Source organism: Paenibacillus marinisediminis, from assembly GCF_054343325.1.
Genome location: NZ_JBTGUH010000011.1, coordinates 41,581 through 59,483, shown reverse-complemented (window position 1 = coordinate 59,483; position 17,903 = coordinate 41,581). Strand labels below are relative to the sequence as shown.

General features: G+C 46.9%; 19 protein-coding genes. 4 read left to right on the top strand and 15 right to left on the bottom strand.

Going from position 1 to position 17,903, the window contains the following annotated elements; genetic code table 11:
* Positions 1–195: 195 nt before the first annotated feature.
* Positions 196–2,466 carry a helix-turn-helix domain-containing protein gene (locus ACXX53_RS19525; protein WP_458570365.1) on the bottom strand — a complete coding sequence of 757 codons (2,271 nt, stop codon included), beginning with the start codon at positions 2,464–2,466 and terminating at the stop codon, positions 196–198.
* 198 nt (positions 2,467–2,664) lie between these two features.
* Here ACXX53_RS19525 and ACXX53_RS19520 point away from each other — a divergent pair, with 198 nt between their 5' ends.
* Both ACXX53_RS19520 and ACXX53_RS19515 read left to right on the top strand, forming a co-directional pair.
* A complete protein-coding gene (locus ACXX53_RS19520) occupies positions 2,665–3,384 on the top strand; it encodes a gamma-glutamyl-gamma-aminobutyrate hydrolase family protein (protein ID WP_458570364.1) in 720 nt (239 codons plus the stop codon).
* Positions 3,385–3,686: 302 nt separating this feature from the next.
* Positions 3,687–4,352 carry a hypothetical protein gene (locus tag ACXX53_RS19515; RefSeq protein WP_458570363.1) on the top strand — a complete coding sequence of 222 codons (666 nt, stop codon included), beginning with the start codon at positions 3,687–3,689 and terminating at the stop codon, positions 4,350–4,352.
* 544 nt (positions 4,353–4,896) lie between these two features.
* Here ACXX53_RS19515 and ACXX53_RS19510 read toward each other — a convergent pair.
* Together ACXX53_RS19510 and ACXX53_RS19505 are read right to left on the bottom strand one after the other, a co-directional pair.
* Positions 4,897–5,421, bottom strand: coding sequence for a DUF4188 domain-containing protein (locus ACXX53_RS19510; RefSeq protein WP_458570362.1), 525 nt, complete (start codon positions 5,419–5,421; stop codon positions 4,897–4,899).
* 19 nt (positions 5,422–5,440) lie between these two features.
* A complete protein-coding gene (locus ACXX53_RS19505) occupies positions 5,441–6,082 on the bottom strand; it encodes a TetR/AcrR family transcriptional regulator (RefSeq protein WP_458570361.1) in 642 nt (213 codons plus the stop codon).
* 217 nt (positions 6,083–6,299) lie between these two features.
* Between ACXX53_RS19505 and ACXX53_RS19500 the strand changes: the two genes are divergently transcribed.
* Entirely contained in the window at positions 6,300–6,725 is a 426-nt protein-coding gene (locus ACXX53_RS19500) for an ester cyclase (protein ID WP_458570360.1), read from the top strand.
* 101 nt (positions 6,726–6,826) lie between these two features.
* Here ACXX53_RS19500 and pheA read toward each other — a convergent pair whose 3' ends face one another.
* From pheA to ACXX53_RS19440, 12 genes are all read right to left on the bottom strand, one after another.
* The gene (gene pheA / locus ACXX53_RS19495) at positions 6,827–7,642 is read right to left on the bottom strand and encodes a prephenate dehydratase (RefSeq protein ID WP_458570359.1); all 816 of its coding nucleotides are present in this window, start codon (positions 7,640–7,642) and stop codon (positions 6,827–6,829) included.
* A gap of 74 nt (positions 7,643–7,716) precedes the next feature.
* Positions 7,717–8,130, bottom strand: a complete 414-nt coding sequence (locus tag ACXX53_RS19490; RefSeq protein ID WP_458570358.1) for a GNAT family N-acetyltransferase — start codon at positions 8,128–8,130, stop codon at positions 7,717–7,719.
* 33 nt (positions 8,131–8,163) lie between these two features.
* On the bottom strand, positions 8,164–9,456 hold the full coding sequence (locus tag ACXX53_RS19485; RefSeq protein WP_458570357.1) for a hypothetical protein: 1,293 nt from the start codon (positions 9,454–9,456) through the stop codon (positions 8,164–8,166).
* On the bottom strand, positions 9,443–9,976 hold the full coding sequence (locus tag ACXX53_RS19480) for a sigma-70 family RNA polymerase sigma factor (RefSeq protein ID WP_458570356.1): 534 nt from the start codon (positions 9,974–9,976) through the stop codon (positions 9,443–9,445). The genes ACXX53_RS19485 and ACXX53_RS19480 overlap by 14 nt, the downstream gene beginning before the upstream one ends.
* A gap of 197 nt (positions 9,977–10,173) precedes the next feature.
* A complete protein-coding gene (locus tag ACXX53_RS19475; protein ID WP_458570355.1) occupies positions 10,174–10,716 on the bottom strand; it encodes an AAA family ATPase in 543 nt (180 codons plus the stop codon).
* A gap of 30 nt (positions 10,717–10,746) precedes the next feature.
* Positions 10,747–11,625 (bottom strand): MerR family transcriptional regulator, encoded by an 879-nt coding sequence (locus ACXX53_RS19470; RefSeq protein WP_458570354.1) that lies wholly within the window; start codon positions 11,623–11,625, stop codon positions 10,747–10,749.
* Positions 11,626–11,685: 60 nt separating this feature from the next.
* A complete protein-coding gene (locus ACXX53_RS19465) occupies positions 11,686–12,117 on the bottom strand; it encodes an NUDIX hydrolase (protein WP_458570353.1) in 432 nt (143 codons plus the stop codon).
* Positions 12,118–12,247: 130 nt separating this feature from the next.
* Positions 12,248–13,054: an energy-coupling factor ABC transporter ATP-binding protein gene (locus ACXX53_RS19460; RefSeq protein ID WP_458570352.1), complete on the bottom strand. Its 807-nt coding sequence runs from the start codon at positions 13,052–13,054 to the stop codon at positions 12,248–12,250.
* Positions 13,047–13,943, bottom strand: coding sequence for an energy-coupling factor ABC transporter ATP-binding protein (locus ACXX53_RS19455; protein ID WP_458570351.1), 897 nt, complete (start codon positions 13,941–13,943; stop codon positions 13,047–13,049). The genes ACXX53_RS19460 and ACXX53_RS19455 overlap by 8 nt, the downstream gene beginning before the upstream one ends.
* Positions 13,940–14,707 (bottom strand): energy-coupling factor transporter transmembrane component T family protein, encoded by a 768-nt coding sequence (locus ACXX53_RS19450; RefSeq protein ID WP_458570350.1) that lies wholly within the window; start codon positions 14,705–14,707, stop codon positions 13,940–13,942. The genes ACXX53_RS19455 and ACXX53_RS19450 overlap by 4 nt, the downstream gene beginning before the upstream one ends.
* 41 nt (positions 14,708–14,748) lie before the next feature.
* Positions 14,749–15,348 carry an ECF transporter S component gene (locus ACXX53_RS19445; protein ID WP_458570349.1) on the bottom strand — a complete coding sequence of 200 codons (600 nt, stop codon included), beginning with the start codon at positions 15,346–15,348 and terminating at the stop codon, positions 14,749–14,751.
* A gap of 203 nt (positions 15,349–15,551) precedes the next feature.
* A complete protein-coding gene (locus ACXX53_RS19440; protein WP_458570348.1) occupies positions 15,552–16,610 on the bottom strand; it encodes a serine hydrolase domain-containing protein in 1,059 nt (352 codons plus the stop codon).
* 321 nt (positions 16,611–16,931) lie between these two features.
* On the opposite strand from ACXX53_RS19440, the gene ACXX53_RS19435 reads away from it, so the two are divergent.
* Positions 16,932–17,894: a GNAT family N-acetyltransferase gene (locus ACXX53_RS19435; RefSeq protein WP_458570347.1), complete on the top strand. Its 963-nt coding sequence runs from the start codon at positions 16,932–16,934 to the stop codon at positions 17,892–17,894.
* Positions 17,895–17,903: the final 9 nt, after the last annotated feature.

Here is a 17,903-nt window from a genome sequence, read left to right as displayed (position 1 = left end):
CCCCCTCTCCTCATGCAACATGGTACATCTCAATCTACCTTCTTCTGGACACATCGAACAATATCCACATTTCTTCTTTTCGTATACGTATTTCCATCCACAGCAAAAACACCGCAGCAGGCGGATTGAATCGGCTCAATCACGCTCTAGTCGCGGTGTTAGGCTATCCCTTCATATACAACTTTCCAGGTATATTCAATGTTCCACTTGGGAGGCTTGATGCTCACTTCGGAAGTATCCAGGCGTTACACTGGTTATCTTTTTGAACATTCGGATAAATGAGAGCGTGTGGACATATCCGACCTTAGATGCGATGACATGCACAGGAGCATCACTCTCTATAAGCATTTTCTTCGCTTCCTGAACGCGAACCTTCGCGATGAAGTCGGTAAATTTCTCGCCGAACTCTTCTTTGAACAGGCGGCTGAAATATTTTGGACTCAGGTTAAAGTGATCGCTGATATGATCCAATGAAAGGTCAGGGTTGCCGTAGTTATGCTCAAGATACACTTTGATTTCTTGAATAAGGCTATGGTTCTGCCGCTGCTTCCTAAGACCGGCTAATCGACTGGACACATCCAGCAGGATGTCGAAGTATTCGTCCCGAACCTCCTCCAGCAACTCGAATCTGGCGGTAGCCGCGGCAAGCTTGCTCTCTGCATTCGTACGCCAAACCTTCTGAAACTCAGTTGGGAGCTCCATCATCTCTTTCTGCAAATGGAACGTTAAGTAGTTCAGCAGATTGATAATATCGTCGCGTGTGAATACTCCTTCACGCAAGCCGTTGAAGAATTGTTCATATTGTTCCTTCCACTGCTCCTCATTCAATCGAAATGACTGCGACAGAGAGCGGACCGTCTGGAGCAGCCGATATAGTTCTCCTTGCGGCTGAAGCTCGGCATCGGCAGTAGAGATCGTTGTGTCGCTGCCAAGCACCGGCTTGTACTTTAGGGCTTGCTGCGCCTCCTCGTATGAAAGTGAGAGATCGTCAAGGCGATCGACGGCGCTTCCGATGCCCAGGGTGACGGTAAAGTTCATGTTCGCCTTCACCCAATCCCGCACTTGATCGCTTATGTCATGGGCAAGCGAGCTCTGATTGATGGCATCAGCCTCATATTGCAGCAGCACGCCCAATCTCCTGTTCGATATCCATTCTGACCATGCTTGTACACCTTCCTGCTCGGCTATTTCATGAATAATGGCCGAGAGCGCATACTTTAACAGATACTGATCATGATGCGAATAGCCGTTTGCGAACAAGGAGTAGCGGTCAATCTCCATCGCAGCTACAACCATGGTTCCTCCTGCTGTCCGCAAGCCGAGCCGCGACATCTCCTGATTCCACTCTTCCTGCCCTACGGGACGCGTCCCCTCCATAATTTCTTTGAAGAAGTGCTTGCGTCGATACGCAAGGTCTTCATTCTGACGCTTCTTATAGGAGTCCGATTGCTCAATCAAGTCATGAATGGCCGAAGCAATAAGGTTGAATTCATCGATTCTCTTTCCTCGCTTCGATTCTGGTGTACGAACTTGGCTCATATTTAGACTCTGCAGGATGAGCTCAACCGGCTTGTAATTTCGTCTAGAAAGAAAGATGACCGCAGCCGCGCCGAGCAAGATGGCGGCAACCCCCAGCCATACCCATACATTGTAGACAATGGACGCCATGCTGAGGAAGTCAACATTGCGATAACCACTTCTTATTTCCCAATTGGTTGTGCTGGATGCAACGTTAGAAATCACCTTATACGTCCCCGTCTCTTCCTCTGCATGAGCAACTCCCGAGAACTGAAGCTTCTTATCCAGAAATGGGTGTCCATCCTGATCATAGAGATCCATAAAGCTGGAAGAGTTGTCTGTCATTCCGTCTATCATCTTCTGGAGGGAAGCTGCTTCCAGGTTCACAACGATAATACCTGAGTCGCCTGCAAGTACAGGGTATCTCCTTACTAGCGATACGACAGGTGGGCCATTGTCTTGCCCATTAATGGGGTGGTACTCCCGAATAGAGGTCCATTCGGTCATCTTCTTATCTTGATATGCGGCTAACGCGAATTCCCTATCTCCGAATTGGTCGATACCTATCATCATTCGGTTCGTCAGCACCATTCCGTCGTAATCACGATAGAAATAGATACTGTCAATCAGGTTATTAGACAGCAGGATGCCATTCAACAAGGAAGACACCTTGGCATTCACAAGCGGGCTCGACGGAATGCTCTCATTGAAGAACGGCCTCAGGTACTCATTGCTGCGCAATTCCTTTAAGACTAATTCATGAATCGATTCTAACTTGTATTCAACAGATTGCATGACCTGCCCAGCCGCAGCATGATTGGCTTTGTACGCTTGATTCTTAGCTTGATCGCTAAGAACTAAGAAGAAGATAAAGATCAGCAGTGAATTGATGATAATGAAAATAGGCAGGTAGGAAACGATCAAGCGATTAAGCCAGTTCTTCTTCATGGCGCCTCCGGATTGTAACGTTGTACTCGATTTAGTTGATTCATTTGACCACTGCCCAAAATATGGTTTTTTTGTTCATTATACACGCTTGTTTACACTGGTTAAAGATGGGATCTCTTGTTATGATGGTCATTGGTAGGATGACGTCCTTCGAGTTAAATGAATAGCGGAGGAAGAAGAACATATGGAGGAATCATGATGCGACCTTTGATAGGCATAGCTGCTAATTGTTCGGCACGTCCGGACTCACTTATTCAAGAGCTAGATGATGATTATGTCAAAGCGATTGAGCAGGCGGGAGGAACTCCTGTCATGCTGCCTGTGACAGAGCGTCCAGAGTACTTGTATCCGCTGATTGAACGGCTTGACGGCCTGCTGCTCACCGGCGGATCCGATGTCGATCCGAGCTATTATGGCGAGCAGCCAAGTGATAAGCTGGGCGCTGTTAATGCTGTGCGCGATGCGCATGAATTCGCGGTAGTCAAGAAGGTGCTGCAGGATACGGATATGCCTATCCTCGCGATCTGCAGAGGCTGCCAGCTGCTGAACGTGGCGGGGGGCGGCAAGTTGTATCAAGACTTGCCGAGCGAACGTCCCGACAGCGACAGACATGGCTATGCCCATGCTTCTCCTAAGCATGTCGCCGTCCATACGGTGTTCTTGTTGCAAGGCTCGCGACTGATGGACATATACGGCGAAGATGCGATTCCCGTCAACAGCTTTCACCATCAAGCTGTGAAGGAGACGGGTCCGGACTTCAGCGTGAGCGCAGTCGCTCAGGACGGAATTATTGAAGGCATCGAGAGGAACGGCGATCGTTTCGTCGTAGGCGTCCAATGGCATCCAGAGATGATGCACAGGCACGATGATCGCTCTGCCGGGCTGTTCCGCGCATTTGTGGATGAGTGCCGAGGGTAGACTGTGATAAGTTCAGTATTCGTATACTGATTATGTTGCCAGTAGCCTTGCGGCAGATCCGCTTCTTATCGCCTACGTACGAGACAATATGTTTACAGTGGTACTAGTCTAGTACCTTCGAGATCATAAACATGGTGAGCCAAACTACAGTGCTATTGAAGCATAGAATAATATAATTCGGATATACAATAGGATAGCGTAACTGGAACTTGCGATGATATAATTGTTGTAGACGAAGAACGTCCTTATGCCTCTCGGCATTAGGGCGTTTTTTTGTTTTTAATGAGAAGGAGGGAGTAGGATTGAACTTTGAGCAAGCCCATCAAGTGTTTCTTGAGCGTCATCTGGCCTCTCGCAGTGGCGAAAGGAAAGGTCGGCTGTTAAGGGGGCATCAATATGCTGAAAAGCTGCTGCTTCAGAATGTATGGTGGCCGCTGTTCGGTAACTTGGATCACCTCCACCCGGAGTATGAGGTATACGACTGGAATCGCAAGTCACAATTTCTAGACTTCGCCTTTCTTCCGTCGTTTGGCCAATTCGGCATTGAATGCGACGGGTTCCAGAGTCACGTTAAGGACATGGATCGCGAGGCATTCAGCTATGCCTTGAACCGTGATACCTTTCTAACAGGAATGGGATGGAAGATGATTCACTTTTCCTTTGACGACGTGAAGCACCGGCCCGAAGTGTGCCGCATGCTGCTGCAGCTCAATATAAGTCCCTATCTGATTCGAAGCCAGGCGGCAACCACTGTCTCATCTGCAGAGCAGGATGTGCTGCGATTAGCCTGGAATTTAGGCAGACCCATTCGCCCCAAGGACGTCATCGACCATTACAAAGTCAATTACCGCACAGCACGCAAATGGCTTCAGAGTATGGTCGAGAAAGGGCTGCTGCGCCCGATAGATCAGGGTAAATACACTTGCTACTATGAGATGAAAGAGGGTATTGCGGAGCTGCTGCTGTAAACCAATCGCTGGAACATGGTCATCTTGTCCACAAGTTGTACTTTATACAACAATCGGCAACCAAATCGCTCATTTTGCTCAAATTGTTGTACATCGTACAACATTTCACCTTAAATCGAGCCATTTTGCTATGTTCACGGCTGGATTGTTGCACTTTGTACAACATTTTACTCTCACAACAGTTGCTCCTCGAGGTATTGTTGCATATTGTACAACATTTTCATCAAAGTGGAGCTTATCCCTATAAGGGCTGCCAACAGCGGGATCACTGTCTCACGCTTACCGATCCCTGGATCATGGCCCACAAGTTGTACTTTATACAACAATTGGCAACCAAATCGCTCATTTTGCTCAAATTGTTGTACATCATACAACATTTCGCCTTAAATCGAGCCATTTTGCTATGTTTATAGCTAGGTTTGTTGTACTTTGCACAACATTTTACCCTCACAACAACAGCTCCTCGAGTTATTGTTGCATACTGTACAACATTTTCATCAAAGTGGAGCTTATCCCTATAAGGGCTGCCAACAGCAGCCCTTCATCAATCGTGGTATTTCACTTCCGGTGCTGCCGGCGTTGGAACAGCGGGATCGCTGTCTCGGCCCAGCCTTCTGCCCGCTGTCTCACGCTTACCGATTGCCGGAACATGGCTCCCTGCCTTCGCAAGACCATATACAGGCATATTGTTATATAGACATTCATACTGCCCCTCAGGGACTAGATACGTTTCATGATAGATGCCGACAGTTCCGCTCGTTCCAACCTTCTGGTTGAAGCTGCGCCAAGCCTCCAAATGGACTGCCCCTTGCCTAGCGTACTGTTCTAAATGCTCGAATGACCTCCAGTATTGAACGACCGACACTCCGCGCCACGAGAAATGAAAGCTAGCATCCAGGAAACCTAGATCACGGTTGCGGTACAGCTCTTGCATCATAGGATTCATAGCCATGAATACCGGGAGCCATCGGTGTACGGCCCACAGCTTGTTGATTCGCATACCGATTATAAACACCACGAAAGATCCATCTATGTGGGCTGTATATCGCCCCGGGATTACGCTGCTCATGAACTGTATCGCTCCTTTATCATTTCAGTTGATTCTCAAGCAATTGGAGATGAGACTCGTAGAAGGCATTTATATCTGAAGAAGCATACAGATGCGCTGTTAAAAATGCCCCATAAAATACAGTGAATAATACCTGTACAGCCATGTCCACTGTGACGTCTGTTCTGAGATTGCCTTGCGAGCGCGCTTCCTCCATACATCGTGTGAACAGTTCGAACATGTTCGGACTTTGTGCGCCCAATTCCTCATGATCAGGGAACAGCAGCCGCACCTCTGCTTTACTAAGCTCTGGCATGCAGGGATGCATCTTCATTTCCACTAGAAATGATATGAGGCTTGGCATTAATCCCTCTGCTTCATTCGCCTGCTCCGCTACTTTACTCATAAGGTGACGAACAGCCGCGAATCCTTGCTTCCCCTCCACCTTGATCTCGATCATACGCTCCGTTAACCAGATCCGCATGAAGTAGACGAGCAAATCCTCCTTCTTCTGAAACAGCTTAAAGAACGTTACCCGCGACACTTCTGCTTCACGACATATATCATCAAGCATTACCTCTCGAAACATCTTATCCTCAATTAAGGACAGACAGGCTTCATATAATGCCACTTTCGTTCTCGCCTTATTTAGCTCCCTTAGGGATATATCTGGATGATTCATACTGATCCAACCTTTGAGTACTATATTTTACCACTACCGATATGTTAACTCACGTTAATTTACTTTGTCAAGATAAAGCAAATAGACACTCACAATCCCCTCCGTACCTGCTATTCTACTGTGTATATAGTTTTCGTCTTTTGCTCTACCATTCTTGTATAGCTATCTCGCACCCTATTATAGTAGAATATTGCATATTATCGTTTGGAGGATTCGAATGACTGCAGGAGAGGTTGTACAACTGTTTTTTGAAAAAGTACGTTCCGGGAAAGACCCTGATGCGGCACATGAACTGATGACAGAACGCGTGTTGGCTCACCAAGTAACAGCGGAAAATGAGGAAACCTTAGAGCGGAGTCCTGCCAACTATGCTGATCATGTTCGTGAGATGATCGACGTTTATGGTTCGTTTAGTCTGACGATACAAGAACTTATCGAGCAGGATGATCGTGTCTACGTGCGTTGGAAGCAGGTCGGCACACATGTGGGAGATGTTGATGGATATGCTCCAACAGGCAAACCTGTAGTTCAAATCGCCAGTGCAGTCTACCGTGTGGAACAGAATAAAATCGCAGAATATTGGATTCAGATCGACCGCGAGGGAATTCGTATTCAGTTAGAGAACAACAAACAGTCTGAATAGCCCTATCTATAAAGCTACAGCACGATTAGGAGCCATTCATAGCAATAATAAAACCGGTAATCCTCCACCTTCAAATGTGAGATTACCGGTCTTTTATTTAACTACAGTACAACTGTCGAGTAACTTCCCACCACATGAACCTGATGTCCTAACGTTTCAAAGATTGTTATCGCTTTGATCATACGCTGATCGTCCTGACCCGCTTCGGTCTCCATTAAGAAACGATAGGTACCCAGCTTCTTGCCCGTCGGCCTTGATTCAATCCATGTCAGGTTGATTCCGAGCGCAGCGAACACATTTAGGATAGAGGACAATACACCAGGGTATTCATTGCTTGGCGTTATTAACAGCATTGTCTTCTTCTGATCGGTTCCTAATGGCATTGTCTTGCCGACTACGATGAATCGCGTGTGGTTCGCGGAATGATCCTGAATCTCGCTATCGAGCACTTTCAAATTATATTCCTCTGCCACCATCTTCGAAGCTATCGCAGCCACCGTAGACGAGTCTTGAATAGATTGAGCGGCCTTCGCTGTGCTGTCCGTATACTCTGTTGTAAAATGGTTGCGCTTAATGTACTCTCTGCATTGATTCACCGCTGGAATGATGGATCTTACAGTCGTGATCTGACGGATATCCGCATTCGAACTCCCAATCAGATGAAGGGACACCGTAAAGATCAGATCCGCTTCAATATGCAGGTTATACAACAAGAGGCCGTCTATCGTCATATGAATGTTGCCTGCGATCGAATTTTCAATCGGAACAATGCATTTATCTACTTCTTCATTACTGACGGCTTCTAACACGTCCAATATAGAGTCATACATCACCCAGTTGGTGTGATCAACGAAGTATTGATGGGCAGCCTCTTCTGAAAATGTACCCCTGGGACCTAAATAAGCTACTTTGACCATATTCAACCCCCTTCATTTTTATCACGATTATACAGACCTCTCATACTGATGTATAGTTACAGCTAACAAGCTGATTAGTATCTCTTGTACATCCCTACCGATCTAGGTGTGGTGTAGTCGAAGCCGTACTGCTTATATAATTGGTCTGCTGGGATATCCGCAATTAAACTGACGTAAGAATCCTTTGGCGCATTGTTCTCTAGGTAATCCATGATCTCCGACATGATCAGCTTACCGAATCCTCTGCCTTGATAGGCAGGATCTACTGCAATATCAACAACTTGATAGAAGCAGCCGCCATCTCCTATTATTCTGCCCATTCCGATAAGCTGCTTATCTTGATTTCTTAAAGTAACAGCGAAGATAGAGTTGTTCATCGCGATCTTGGCGCCAGAGAGATCTTTGGAACTTAGACCGGCAGCTATTCTTAATGCGATATATTCCGCTGGGTCTGGGGCTTGATAAATGACATCGATAATGTTGTTCATACGAACTCCTCCTCAATCGTTGCTGTACTAGCCTCATTCCTCAACCATCTGATTGACCGCAGGCAATGTGAAGTTCCAAGGTCCTCTCATGACGACTTCCGGTCTAATCAGCTTCAAGTTAACATCCTTACTATCTGGTTCAATTGGAATTTCAATGAATTGAATGGCACCGGACTCTTCATGAAGCTGAGCCATGGAGCTTAATGCTTCAATGCCAAAACTATAAAGAGAAGCAGTTGCTTGCTCGTTATAGTGTAAATCCATGTAAACCCTGAGGACGTCTGACTGAATTCGCTCAATCTTCGTTATCGTCACAGGATACCCCGCAATCTCGATCGATTGATTCATCTGCTCTTGCGCTTCTGTCGGGATCTTGACGTAGACCTCATCCTGATAAGTGACGCTGATCTCAGGTATAGTGAGCGTATATCCGTTATCCCCATTGTCCGATAGTTGAAAGTAGAAATCACTCGCTGGACTGCTCATCCCTCGAATATGTTCGATTCCTAATTGCTTGCCCTTACTGTCTACTACATGTAATTTACGACTAGCATCATGTAGGTACACACCGTATAACCCATAGTCGCTAATGGTATAATCCTTCTTCGGAGGAGTAACCAGCGAAACTCGCATCTTATCCCCTACCCGATCCGTAATCGCCGTAATGGATAGTCCATTCACTGTTGAAGTGGTGCCGAGATCGGAGTAGCTGGAATAGGTCTCTGCTCTTGTCAAGTGTGCTAGCACTTCGATTGGAGGGTCCAGATTAAGGATTAGCTTGATGTCTCCGTTAATCTCTAATTGTCCCTTATGCCAATAAGAAGCTGTCCACTCTTTCGAGCTCCATGAAGACGTGGACCGATCTATGGTATATTCTAGACCCTGTCCATTGACCAACATTATACTATCCAGTCTAGGTGTATCAACACCTGTCATCGTAATATAGGTCATTTCTTCATCCGATAGAATACCAGTTATGACGATAGTCCCGTCTCCGACCTCCAAGTGTATCGGTTGCTTCAAGATGTATCGCTCCAATGGGGACTCTTCTTCCTTCACAATCCCTATACCCGGTACGAATTGCAGCGCCTTCTGTATAGCTGCCCATACCTTCGTGTGATTGAGGAGCACCGCAGACAACAGTACTAGTCCTAATACCACAGCAATTGCAGTGAATCTTGTTCTATTCCGCTGTCTCACCCGACGACCGTGTTCCTCTTTCTGCTGTTCCAACACTGCTTGCCGAATACCTAACTCACTTCTATGACGAACCTCGGACGGAATGACGATATCATGAATCTGTTGTTTCAGATTATTGGTATCCATAGATGTCATCCTCCTCTACCCGTTTTCTTAGCTTCCTCAATGCTCGATATAGCAAAGTCTTTGCAGAGCCTAGCGGTATGTTCAGTATTTCCGATACTTCACGGATCGTTAGATCATAATAGAACCTCAATAGGACGACGTGCTTCTCCTCCAGATCTAGTGATTCGATTAGATCCTTTAGCGATATGGACAGCGGGAGATCACTCTCGTCTCCTGTTGTTATGGAATCGAAGTATTCCGACTTCCATTGAACCTCTCTTTTACGTTTGCGGGACACATCTATCGAGCAGCTAATGGCTATCTTAATAAGCCATGTCTTGAAGTATTTCGGTTCCTTCAAGCTAGCGATGGATCTGAAGGAGCGGTAAGCTGTTTCCTGTACAACGTCCAGCGCATCTTCTTGATTGCCCAGATAGACGTATGCCACACGGTATAAGTCCTCTTCATATTGCTGAAATAACGTTAAGTATGCGGCTTCATCACCTTTCTGAGCTCTCTTCACCAGTTGAGCAATCCCCATTCCATCACCCGCTTCACATGTTCATGAGCTTATATATATTAGACGTATCCAGATGAGCTTTGGCTTTACAATGTGCACCTTACCTTAACTTTAATTATTTTATCACCGTAAAGAGAATAGGCAGGCCCTTCTCGCGAAGTAACCTGCCTTAGTCAATAGACCCACTGGAGCCTTATGCAGCATCGTCTTATTATTCCTTACTTTATCAGTGCCTCATCCTGCAGCCTCGCTAACAGCTCTTCAACGGTTTCTTCAGGTGTCAGTTCAGATGAATCCAGCCACATTCCGATTCGTGGGGTATCATTCCGCAGCAGACTGTCCAGCTCTTCCACAGACCAGATCCCATATCCTTTCTTGGGACGAGCCGCTTCCCTCTGTGCCACGACTGACGGATCTGGACATAGTACGACGACATAGAAGGGCCTGCTCTGGATGAAAGCAACGAATTCGTTAAGCATCGGACCGACTACAATATCCTGAACAACAACGGTAAATCCAGCTTGAACATAGGTATCCGCAGATTGTGCAGCCAGTCGGTATCGGAGCCGCAATTGCTCCAATTCGTCCTCTCCTGCGTTTGGTTGTACCTCTTTACGGTTGTTGACGATCATTTTCCGATACATATCTCCTCGTAAATGCACCGATCTCTCCAAGCGCTCGGCAAGTAATTGGGCTACTGTCGATTTGCCGCTTGCCATTATTCCTGTCACGAGGATAACGGCCGGACCTGTTATAGGCATAGAGCCTTCACTCCTTTTCAGGTTGTCTAATCATAAGGATTTCAACTGCGGATACTCAGCCAAGAGCATCTCATTGGCAACCTGCAGCTTATCATGATACTGCTGATAAGAACTGCTCAATATCTTCATATTGGGGATAAAGATCTCGTCATAACCGCTCGACTTATTGAACTCCAACAGAATCTGCTGCATCCTATAGGCCGGGCTTGCCTTGAACTCCTCCGAATTGCGATACGCTATGTACGCATCTATTGAATCCTTATTATCATCCATGTATTGCTCATAGTTATTGACCATGGAATTCAAGTTTTCATCTAGCTGTTGCAGATTGATCTTACTTAACGAGGCAAATGAATCCGCCATATACTGCTGCAGATCCTCCGGCATTTCCATATGGACTCCATTATCAAGGAACTCCACTATGCGGTTGTAAGCCTCAACCTTTTCCCTGCTATCCAGCTTCCCATCTAGGTATTTTCCAAAGTGTATATAGAGATACTCACCATACGGCCCCGGAAATGCTTGAATGATCTTATCCTTAATAATCATCGTTCCATCTAATCGATCGTCAATCTCGTTATATGCCTCTGCCAGCGTACAGTTTCCTTCCAGCAAATAATTCACACAATGATATTGAGCCCTCATCTGCTGAATCTCAGCTTCTATCTTTGATTTATGATCTTGCAGCGCCGCATGTCTATCATCGCTGGCTAAGAATGACTTGATGTCCGCAACGCTCATGCCGAGTTTACGCAGTGCGGATATCTCTTTCAGTGTTGTGATATCTTGTGCACTAAACTCCCTGTAGCCGTTGTGATTGTACGATATTTCAATCAGTCCCTGCTGCTCATAATAGCTTATGGCTTTCTTCGTCAGATTGCATATCTTCATCACTTCACTGATCAACATTTGAATCACCCCAACACGATCATAAGCCAATCCCCAAGGTTACAGTCAATAGCAAGATCCTTACTCTAGCCACTGTCTAGGACCGATCGTATGGAACAGATTCGGATTACCGCGATTTAACGCGTCTTGTATACGCTGATACGTGAAGTCGCTTAACGGCCTTGGCAGGTCATCTATGGAGAAATACCCGCACTCTATTATCTCAGGTGAGGTAGGCTGAGGCATTTGCTCTTCCGAAAGAGTACAGATAAAGGCATAATGATGCATATCATACTGCGGGTCATAATATACACCTGTCAACGGACCCACCTGAACATGAAGCCCAATCTCTTCTTCAACTTCCCTGCGCGCAGTATCTTGTGCGGACTCGTTCTGTTCCGATTTCCCCCCTGGTATCTCCCAGTTGCATTTTCCATAGCTATGCTTTACTAACAGCACCCTTCCCTCGGTATCCAATATAATTGCAGCCGCACCCATTAACTTATTCGACAATAGTATCACCTCAACCCATTTTGTTGAAAATTAAGCCCCAGCGTAAAAAAAGTACAGAGCAACTGAGATCATACCTCTCCCGCTCTGTACTTATAGTCCATTTATGTTCCGCTCTATGAGCTCATTCAATTTACGAATGCTTTCTAGTTTGTGCAAATGAATGTATCAGCTGCTCTGCGGTCAGCACCGTCTCCGGCAGTCCCCACTGCTTGCCAAGCTGCGTCACATAAGGCGTGTCCAACGCAGCCTCTCGCAGCAGCTCCTGATGGGAGAACACTTCTCTTGTTTCGCCATCCAGCAGCACTCGTCCTTTGTTCATCACAATAGTTCGTTCGAAGTGTTCAGCGACGAAGTCCATGTCATGCAGGATGGAGATGACAAGCTTGCCCTCCCGTTTGAGCTGCTCCACGATCTGTGCGATGCGTCGTTTTCCAGAGGCATCCTGCGCGATAGTCGGCTCATCCAGAATAATGATATCGGTATTCATAGCGAGAATAGACGCTATACTGATCAGCTTCTTCTCCGATAAACCCAGATCGTGCGGGTTAGCATCCGCACGATGGCTCATGCCCACGACCTCGAGCGCCTGCAGCGCCCGCTCCTTCGCGGTCGAGGCGTCCATCTTCAGATTCAAGGGTCCGAACATGACCTCCTCTAACGCCGTACGCTTAAAGATCTGATCATTCGGATTCTGAAAGACGAGTCCGACCTTGCCTGCCAATTGCGCTACCGTAACGCTCTTCGTATGGATCCCGCGAACCCATATCTCCCCGCTCGAAGGTTTGAGCAGCCCTTTCAACAGCTTGACGAGCGTCGTCTTGCCCGAACCGTTCTGGCCGATGATCGCCGTCGTACGCTGATCAAGATGGAGGGTCAGCCCATGCAGCACGTTCTGCCCTTCACGGTATCCAAAGCATAAGTCCTGTATGTTAATCATGACGAACCTCCTCCTCTGGTGGAGTCGGGTCCTCACCCTGAGCGCCTTGATCAACTGCCATACGTGCAATCTGCGCTTCCTCCAACGTTACAGGGTACGCCCCTGTATCCGGCATGCGGAAGCCGAGTTCACGGCACACCCGTGTATACACGGGTGGCTCGACGCCATACTCCGCCAGATCCTCGCGGGAGAACACGCGAGCAGGCGTATCGTAGGCGATAAGCGCTCCTTCATGGAGCAGCGCGATCCGATCGGCATAGACGGCCAGCTTCTCCATCTTGTGCTCAGCCAAGATGACCGTCATGCCTTCACGGCTCAAGCTCTGAATCGCGCGAAACACTTCCTCCGAGCCTTGCGGATCCAACTGCGACGTCGGCTCGTCGAGCACGATGACCTGCGGCCGCATCGCGATCACGCTCGCTATCGCCATTCGCTGCATCTGACCGCCTGATAGATCGAATGGAGCATGATCCCGATAGGCATATATATCAAGAAGATGGAGAGCATGATCAACACGTTCGATCATCTCTTGCCGCGATACCCCCAGATGCTCCAAGCCGAAGGCAACCTCCTCATACACCGTCAGCTTCGAGCCCGTCACCTGGGTAAATGGATTCTGGAAGACGATGCCGACCTTTCGAATCGTCTCATCCACCCCGTTCTCCTTGACGTCCAGGCCGCCGATCCGGATGCTTCCCCCATATGCGCCCTTATAGAAGTGGGGCACCAGACCGACAAGCGCTTGGCAGAAGGTCGTCTTCCCCGCCATATTCTTGCCGATGACGCCTATGAATTCTCCCGCTTCCACCGTCAGCGAGATATCGTTCAAGGCCAGCTTGTCCGTCATCGGATAGCGGTATTTGAGATGTTCCACTTCGATGAGACTCATGCGATCAACCTCCATATCACGGCTCCGACTAGGACAGCCAGCATGAACCAGCGCAGAAGCAATCCGTGTCTATACTTCTTCTCTTCATTCAAGAACGTCTTCGCGCCTTTCACATTGAACCCCCGTACCTGCAGCGCCAGCGTTCGTTCCTTCGTATCGATAAGCGAGCTAAGAACAACAGGGCCAATGAGCGGAAGGAACGCCTTTATACGCGTTATCAGCTTCCCTTCTGTCTCCATGCCTCTTGATCGCTGCGCATCCATGATCGTATCAACGGTAGACATCATCTGCGGGATGATCTGAAACACAGAATTAAGCACATACCCGATCCGAGGAGACAGCCCCTTCCGCACCAGCGAATCAACCAAGTCGGAAGGCTTCGTCGTCAAGACGAGAATTAAGAAGGCCCCCACGATATTCAGCGCACGGAAAGCAATACCTAGAGCGAACAGCAGCCCCTCCTCATAGAACGGCCAAGAGCCAAGGTGAAACAACACCGTCTCATTGCCTACATAGAAGAAGCCCTGAATGAGCACGACCGTCAACAGCACGAAGCCGACAAAGCCGAATATGGGCAGCGACTGCTTGATTACGCCGGCTGCTCCAAGTATAGCAAAGCTAATAAGCATGCATATCCAGGCCGTATGTATAGAAGGCAAGACGATGGGCAGCGCAATGATTGTGGCGATGTAAACCAGTTTCGTAATGGGATCGATGTGATGCACCATAGACTCCCGTTCGACATACAAGCTCATTAGCTTCATGCTATCCTGTCCTTTCTCATCGATAAATCAGGAATGTAATTTCATTCGAGGGAATCAATCTTGTCATTATTCTTGTACATGTGAATCAGATTCTTAGGCAGTACACGATATATGCCGTAAGCAGCCAGCACCGTGAGCAATTTGTCCGGCAGGTCAACGACAAGCTCATCCAGGAAGGAAGCAAGCCACATGGAATCCGTCGCATTAAGGACGTAGACATACAAGAGATCGCCCCACACATTGCCCGTCTGTCCACCATACAACCAGACGTTAAGCGGTGTAGAGATAATGACTGCCGTTACTCCCACGGCAAGACCAACGACGGCAGCTTTGCCCCAGCTCGAGATCCATCCTTTATACGACATTACACCGGCAACAAGCCCGATGAATACGCTAGTCAGCGCATAGATGAATGAGATCGGATCCATTGTCAGTCCGTAGATGATATTGTTGATAAATCCCGACAGGCCGCCTATGATCGGGCCAGCTAGCATGCTCGCCAGCACTGTCCCGATAGCATCGAGCCATAATGGCAGCTTCAGTACGCCCGCGAACAATTTTCCGATGTAATTGATGCCCACAGCTACTGGAATCAACACAAGTGACGCTGTAGAGAAATACCACATACTACGCTTGGACATTAATCTTCCTCCTCGAACATGAGATAGAATGGTGTTTCTACTTCAGTAGAGCCTCGGTTCGACTCGCCACCTCCTGCATCTTATTCGCATGACTAATCGAGCCACTTTATTCCATATACAGGCTAGCACACCTGAGGAAATATTTCACTATCCAATCTAATAAAATTAGCCGTATCCAACGCGTTGTTTTTGACCACCTAACGCTATCTGTACGATGCAAATATTAGTTGTTCCGCTTTCTTGTGCAGCTCCCATACATTGCAGCTTTGATTGGCTAGTATGATATTGGTCGTATCTATCCCCGGATAGTAAGCCAGCATTGCCGCCACACCTGCGTTGGAGCCCTCTTTATACATCCGAATCAGATCGCCCTCAAGATTGTACGTAAAATGAAAACCATACCCATTAATAACTCTCCCCCATTCATATTTCCGCTCGAATGTAGAATGAGGCTTCATGATCTCCTGAGTCATGCTTGGGGACAGCAGTCTCCCGTTAATTAATGCGCGCATAAATAAATCAAGGTCACCGACTGTAGTAAAGGCACCTCCATCAGAAGTACCTATCGGCGGAAATGAATAAATATTCTTTTTCCATACTACTTCATTATTCTCGTTATATACGGCAGCATATCCTTCTGCGATTGGAGCATCACTCTCCTCTTTAGAAGCAAATGACGTGTTATGCATCCCGCAAGTGCGGAATATGTTATGTACGACATAATCTCGATAGCTTTCATGGGTTACCTTTTCAATCGCAAGTCCAAGCAATACATAGGCGCAGTTATTATAGCTGACGTTTGTTCCTGCCTTGAATTTCGGCTCCTTATAGGCAAACTGCGGGATAAAATCAATACAATTTCGGATTGAATAATTGGGTTTGTTGATAAACAGCTCTTCGTAGCTCTCCCCAAGTTCCTCATCCGCATCATCCGCTATACCAGATGTATGAGTAAGTAAATGCGTTACCGTAACATCAGTTGGAATACGGGTACCCGATAAATCGATGATATCCGTTATCCGGTCGTCAAGTCTGATCAGCCCCCTATCAACAAGCTGTAAGATCGCTGCTGCAGTAAACAGCTTCGTGATCGACGCTGTATCGAACATCGTATCCATATGATTAGGTACCTTGAATCCCCTATGCGCTAATCCATATGCACCCGCAAATAAGATATGATCACTTCTCTTGATCAAACCCGCTCCTGCGAAATGATGCTCCTCATAATACTGTTCAAATAAAGAAACTAGCTCATTTTCCATGTATGTTCCTCCTCTTAGTACCAATCCCTACTTCATTTTACTATTTGCTCATACAATTTATTGGTAATGTTCATCTATAACTAAACTCGGCAATTAAAATCTAGCAAACTAACTATGTATTTAAAAATATCCATATCTGACCAGAAATTGTCCGGATTGCGAGCGAAACCCCTTAGTTCCATGGAGTCTGACTTCCTATTCTGCCGGTCATGTACAGGATGAATGCCTGCGGATCAATTAACTTTATCCATTCTTTCCCTTTTGTATATTTTTTCTTTATGTATGATGGAGATAAGGAATACTTAGACGGGGGAGATCAACATGGAGCAATGGTCAGACCATATTGAGGTTTATGAGCTATCCGATGAATATTCGTTGCATCACGCTAACTCGGAAGAATGGGGTATCTATTACTCGGTTTATTACAACATGGAGTACAACGGCTTCTTCAAAGATCAAGGATTGACCATGAATCATTGGCGAAAGAAGTTCTGGATATACAGAGGTCCTAACAAAATAGGCGGGGTTGTCATTGCGCCAAATCTAATATTCGGGTTGTTTTTTATTCCGCCATTTAACGAACAATCTCAGGTAATGAAGCTGCTGAAGAACACTCTTCTTCACTGGTCAGATCGGACAAAGAATATAACAGCATTCGAAATATTGCCTGATCAGATCGAACTATTTTCGAGAGCGGGGTTCTGGCCAGGGGAATATAGATGTCGATGGATGCAGCGACCAACCGAGACATTTCATATGACTTGGGAAGAGCAGTTCAGGATTGCGTCTCCCGACTTTTCCTATGAGGGTGACCGGAAGCGGCTTGTTAATGAAGAAGAAATGGCTGAATTTTTCTATAGAGGCTTCTCGAACAAAATAGATCAAATACGAAGAAAGTGGGATTCATTAGATTCTTTCACCGCTATGATAAGGGATTATCCAGCGGAATCAAATGAACAATTGCTAAGCGCTTCAACACTTGTATACGACAGCGAGTCCAATCAACTGATCGGCGCTTGCCTCGTCTCCATGCAGGATAATCTACCAGCCATATACGACATCTCCGTATTACCCTCCTACTCTGGAAAAGGGATAGCAACAAGAATGCTGAAGAGAGCTTTGAGCGTATTGAAGGAACTGAACTACCCTATCCTTCGTCTCTACGTTATGCAAGGAAACCATGCGGAGTCGGTTTACTATAATCTAGGGTTTATACCTGGACCGTTAGAAGTGCAACACTGCTATATTCCTGCGTCTACAGTGGACGTTACGTCTCATCCATAGGTGGTCGCT

What these genes read in the sequence shown, in the direction of transcription:
- ACXX53_RS19525 (WP_458570365.1), bottom strand. Translation starts at nt 2,466, where the DNA reads ATGAAGAAGAACTGGCTTAATCGCTTGATCGTTTCCTACCTGCCTATT.
- ACXX53_RS19520 (WP_458570364.1), top strand. Translation starts at nt 2,665, where the DNA reads ATGCGACCTTTGATAGGCATAGCTGCTAATTGTTCGGCACGTCCGGAC.
- ACXX53_RS19510 (WP_458570362.1), bottom strand. Translation starts at nt 5,421, where the DNA reads ATGAGCAGCGTAATCCCGGGGCGATATACAGCCCACATAGATGGATCT.
- ACXX53_RS19505 (WP_458570361.1), bottom strand. Translation starts at nt 6,082, where the DNA reads ATGAATCATCCAGATATATCCCTAAGGGAGCTAAATAAGGCGAGAACG.
- ACXX53_RS19500 (WP_458570360.1), top strand. Translation starts at nt 6,300, where the DNA reads ATGACTGCAGGAGAGGTTGTACAACTGTTTTTTGAAAAAGTACGTTCC.
- pheA (WP_458570359.1), bottom strand. Translation starts at nt 7,642, where the DNA reads ATGGTCAAAGTAGCTTATTTAGGTCCCAGGGGTACATTTTCAGAAGAG.
- ACXX53_RS19490 (WP_458570358.1), bottom strand. Translation starts at nt 8,130, where the DNA reads ATGAACAACATTATCGATGTCATTTATCAAGCCCCAGACCCAGCGGAA.
- ACXX53_RS19485 (WP_458570357.1), bottom strand. Translation starts at nt 9,456, where the DNA reads ATGGATACCAATAATCTGAAACAACAGATTCATGATATCGTCATTCCG.
- ACXX53_RS19480 (WP_458570356.1), bottom strand. Translation starts at nt 9,976, where the DNA reads ATGGGGATTGCTCAACTGGTGAAGAGAGCTCAGAAAGGTGATGAAGCC.
- ACXX53_RS19475 (WP_458570355.1), bottom strand. Translation starts at nt 10,716, where the DNA reads ATGCCTATAACAGGTCCGGCCGTTATCCTCGTGACAGGAATAATGGCA.
- ACXX53_RS19470 (WP_458570354.1), bottom strand. Translation starts at nt 11,625, where the DNA reads ATGTTGATCAGTGAAGTGATGAAGATATGCAATCTGACGAAGAAAGCC.
- ACXX53_RS19460 (WP_458570352.1), bottom strand. Translation starts at nt 13,054, where the DNA reads ATGATTAACATACAGGACTTATGCTTTGGATACCGTGAAGGGCAGAAC.
- ACXX53_RS19455 (WP_458570351.1), bottom strand. Translation starts at nt 13,943, where the DNA reads ATGAGTCTCATCGAAGTGGAACATCTCAAATACCGCTATCCGATGACG.
- ACXX53_RS19450 (WP_458570350.1), bottom strand. Translation starts at nt 14,707, where the DNA reads ATGAAGCTAATGAGCTTGTATGTCGAACGGGAGTCTATGGTGCATCAC.
- ACXX53_RS19445 (WP_458570349.1), bottom strand. Translation starts at nt 15,348, where the DNA reads ATGTCCAAGCGTAGTATGTGGTATTTCTCTACAGCGTCACTTGTGTTG.
- ACXX53_RS19440 (WP_458570348.1), bottom strand. Translation starts at nt 16,610, where the DNA reads ATGGAAAATGAGCTAGTTTCTTTATTTGAACAGTATTATGAGGAGCAT.
- ACXX53_RS19435 (WP_458570347.1), top strand. Translation starts at nt 16,932, where the DNA reads ATGGAGCAATGGTCAGACCATATTGAGGTTTATGAGCTATCCGATGAA.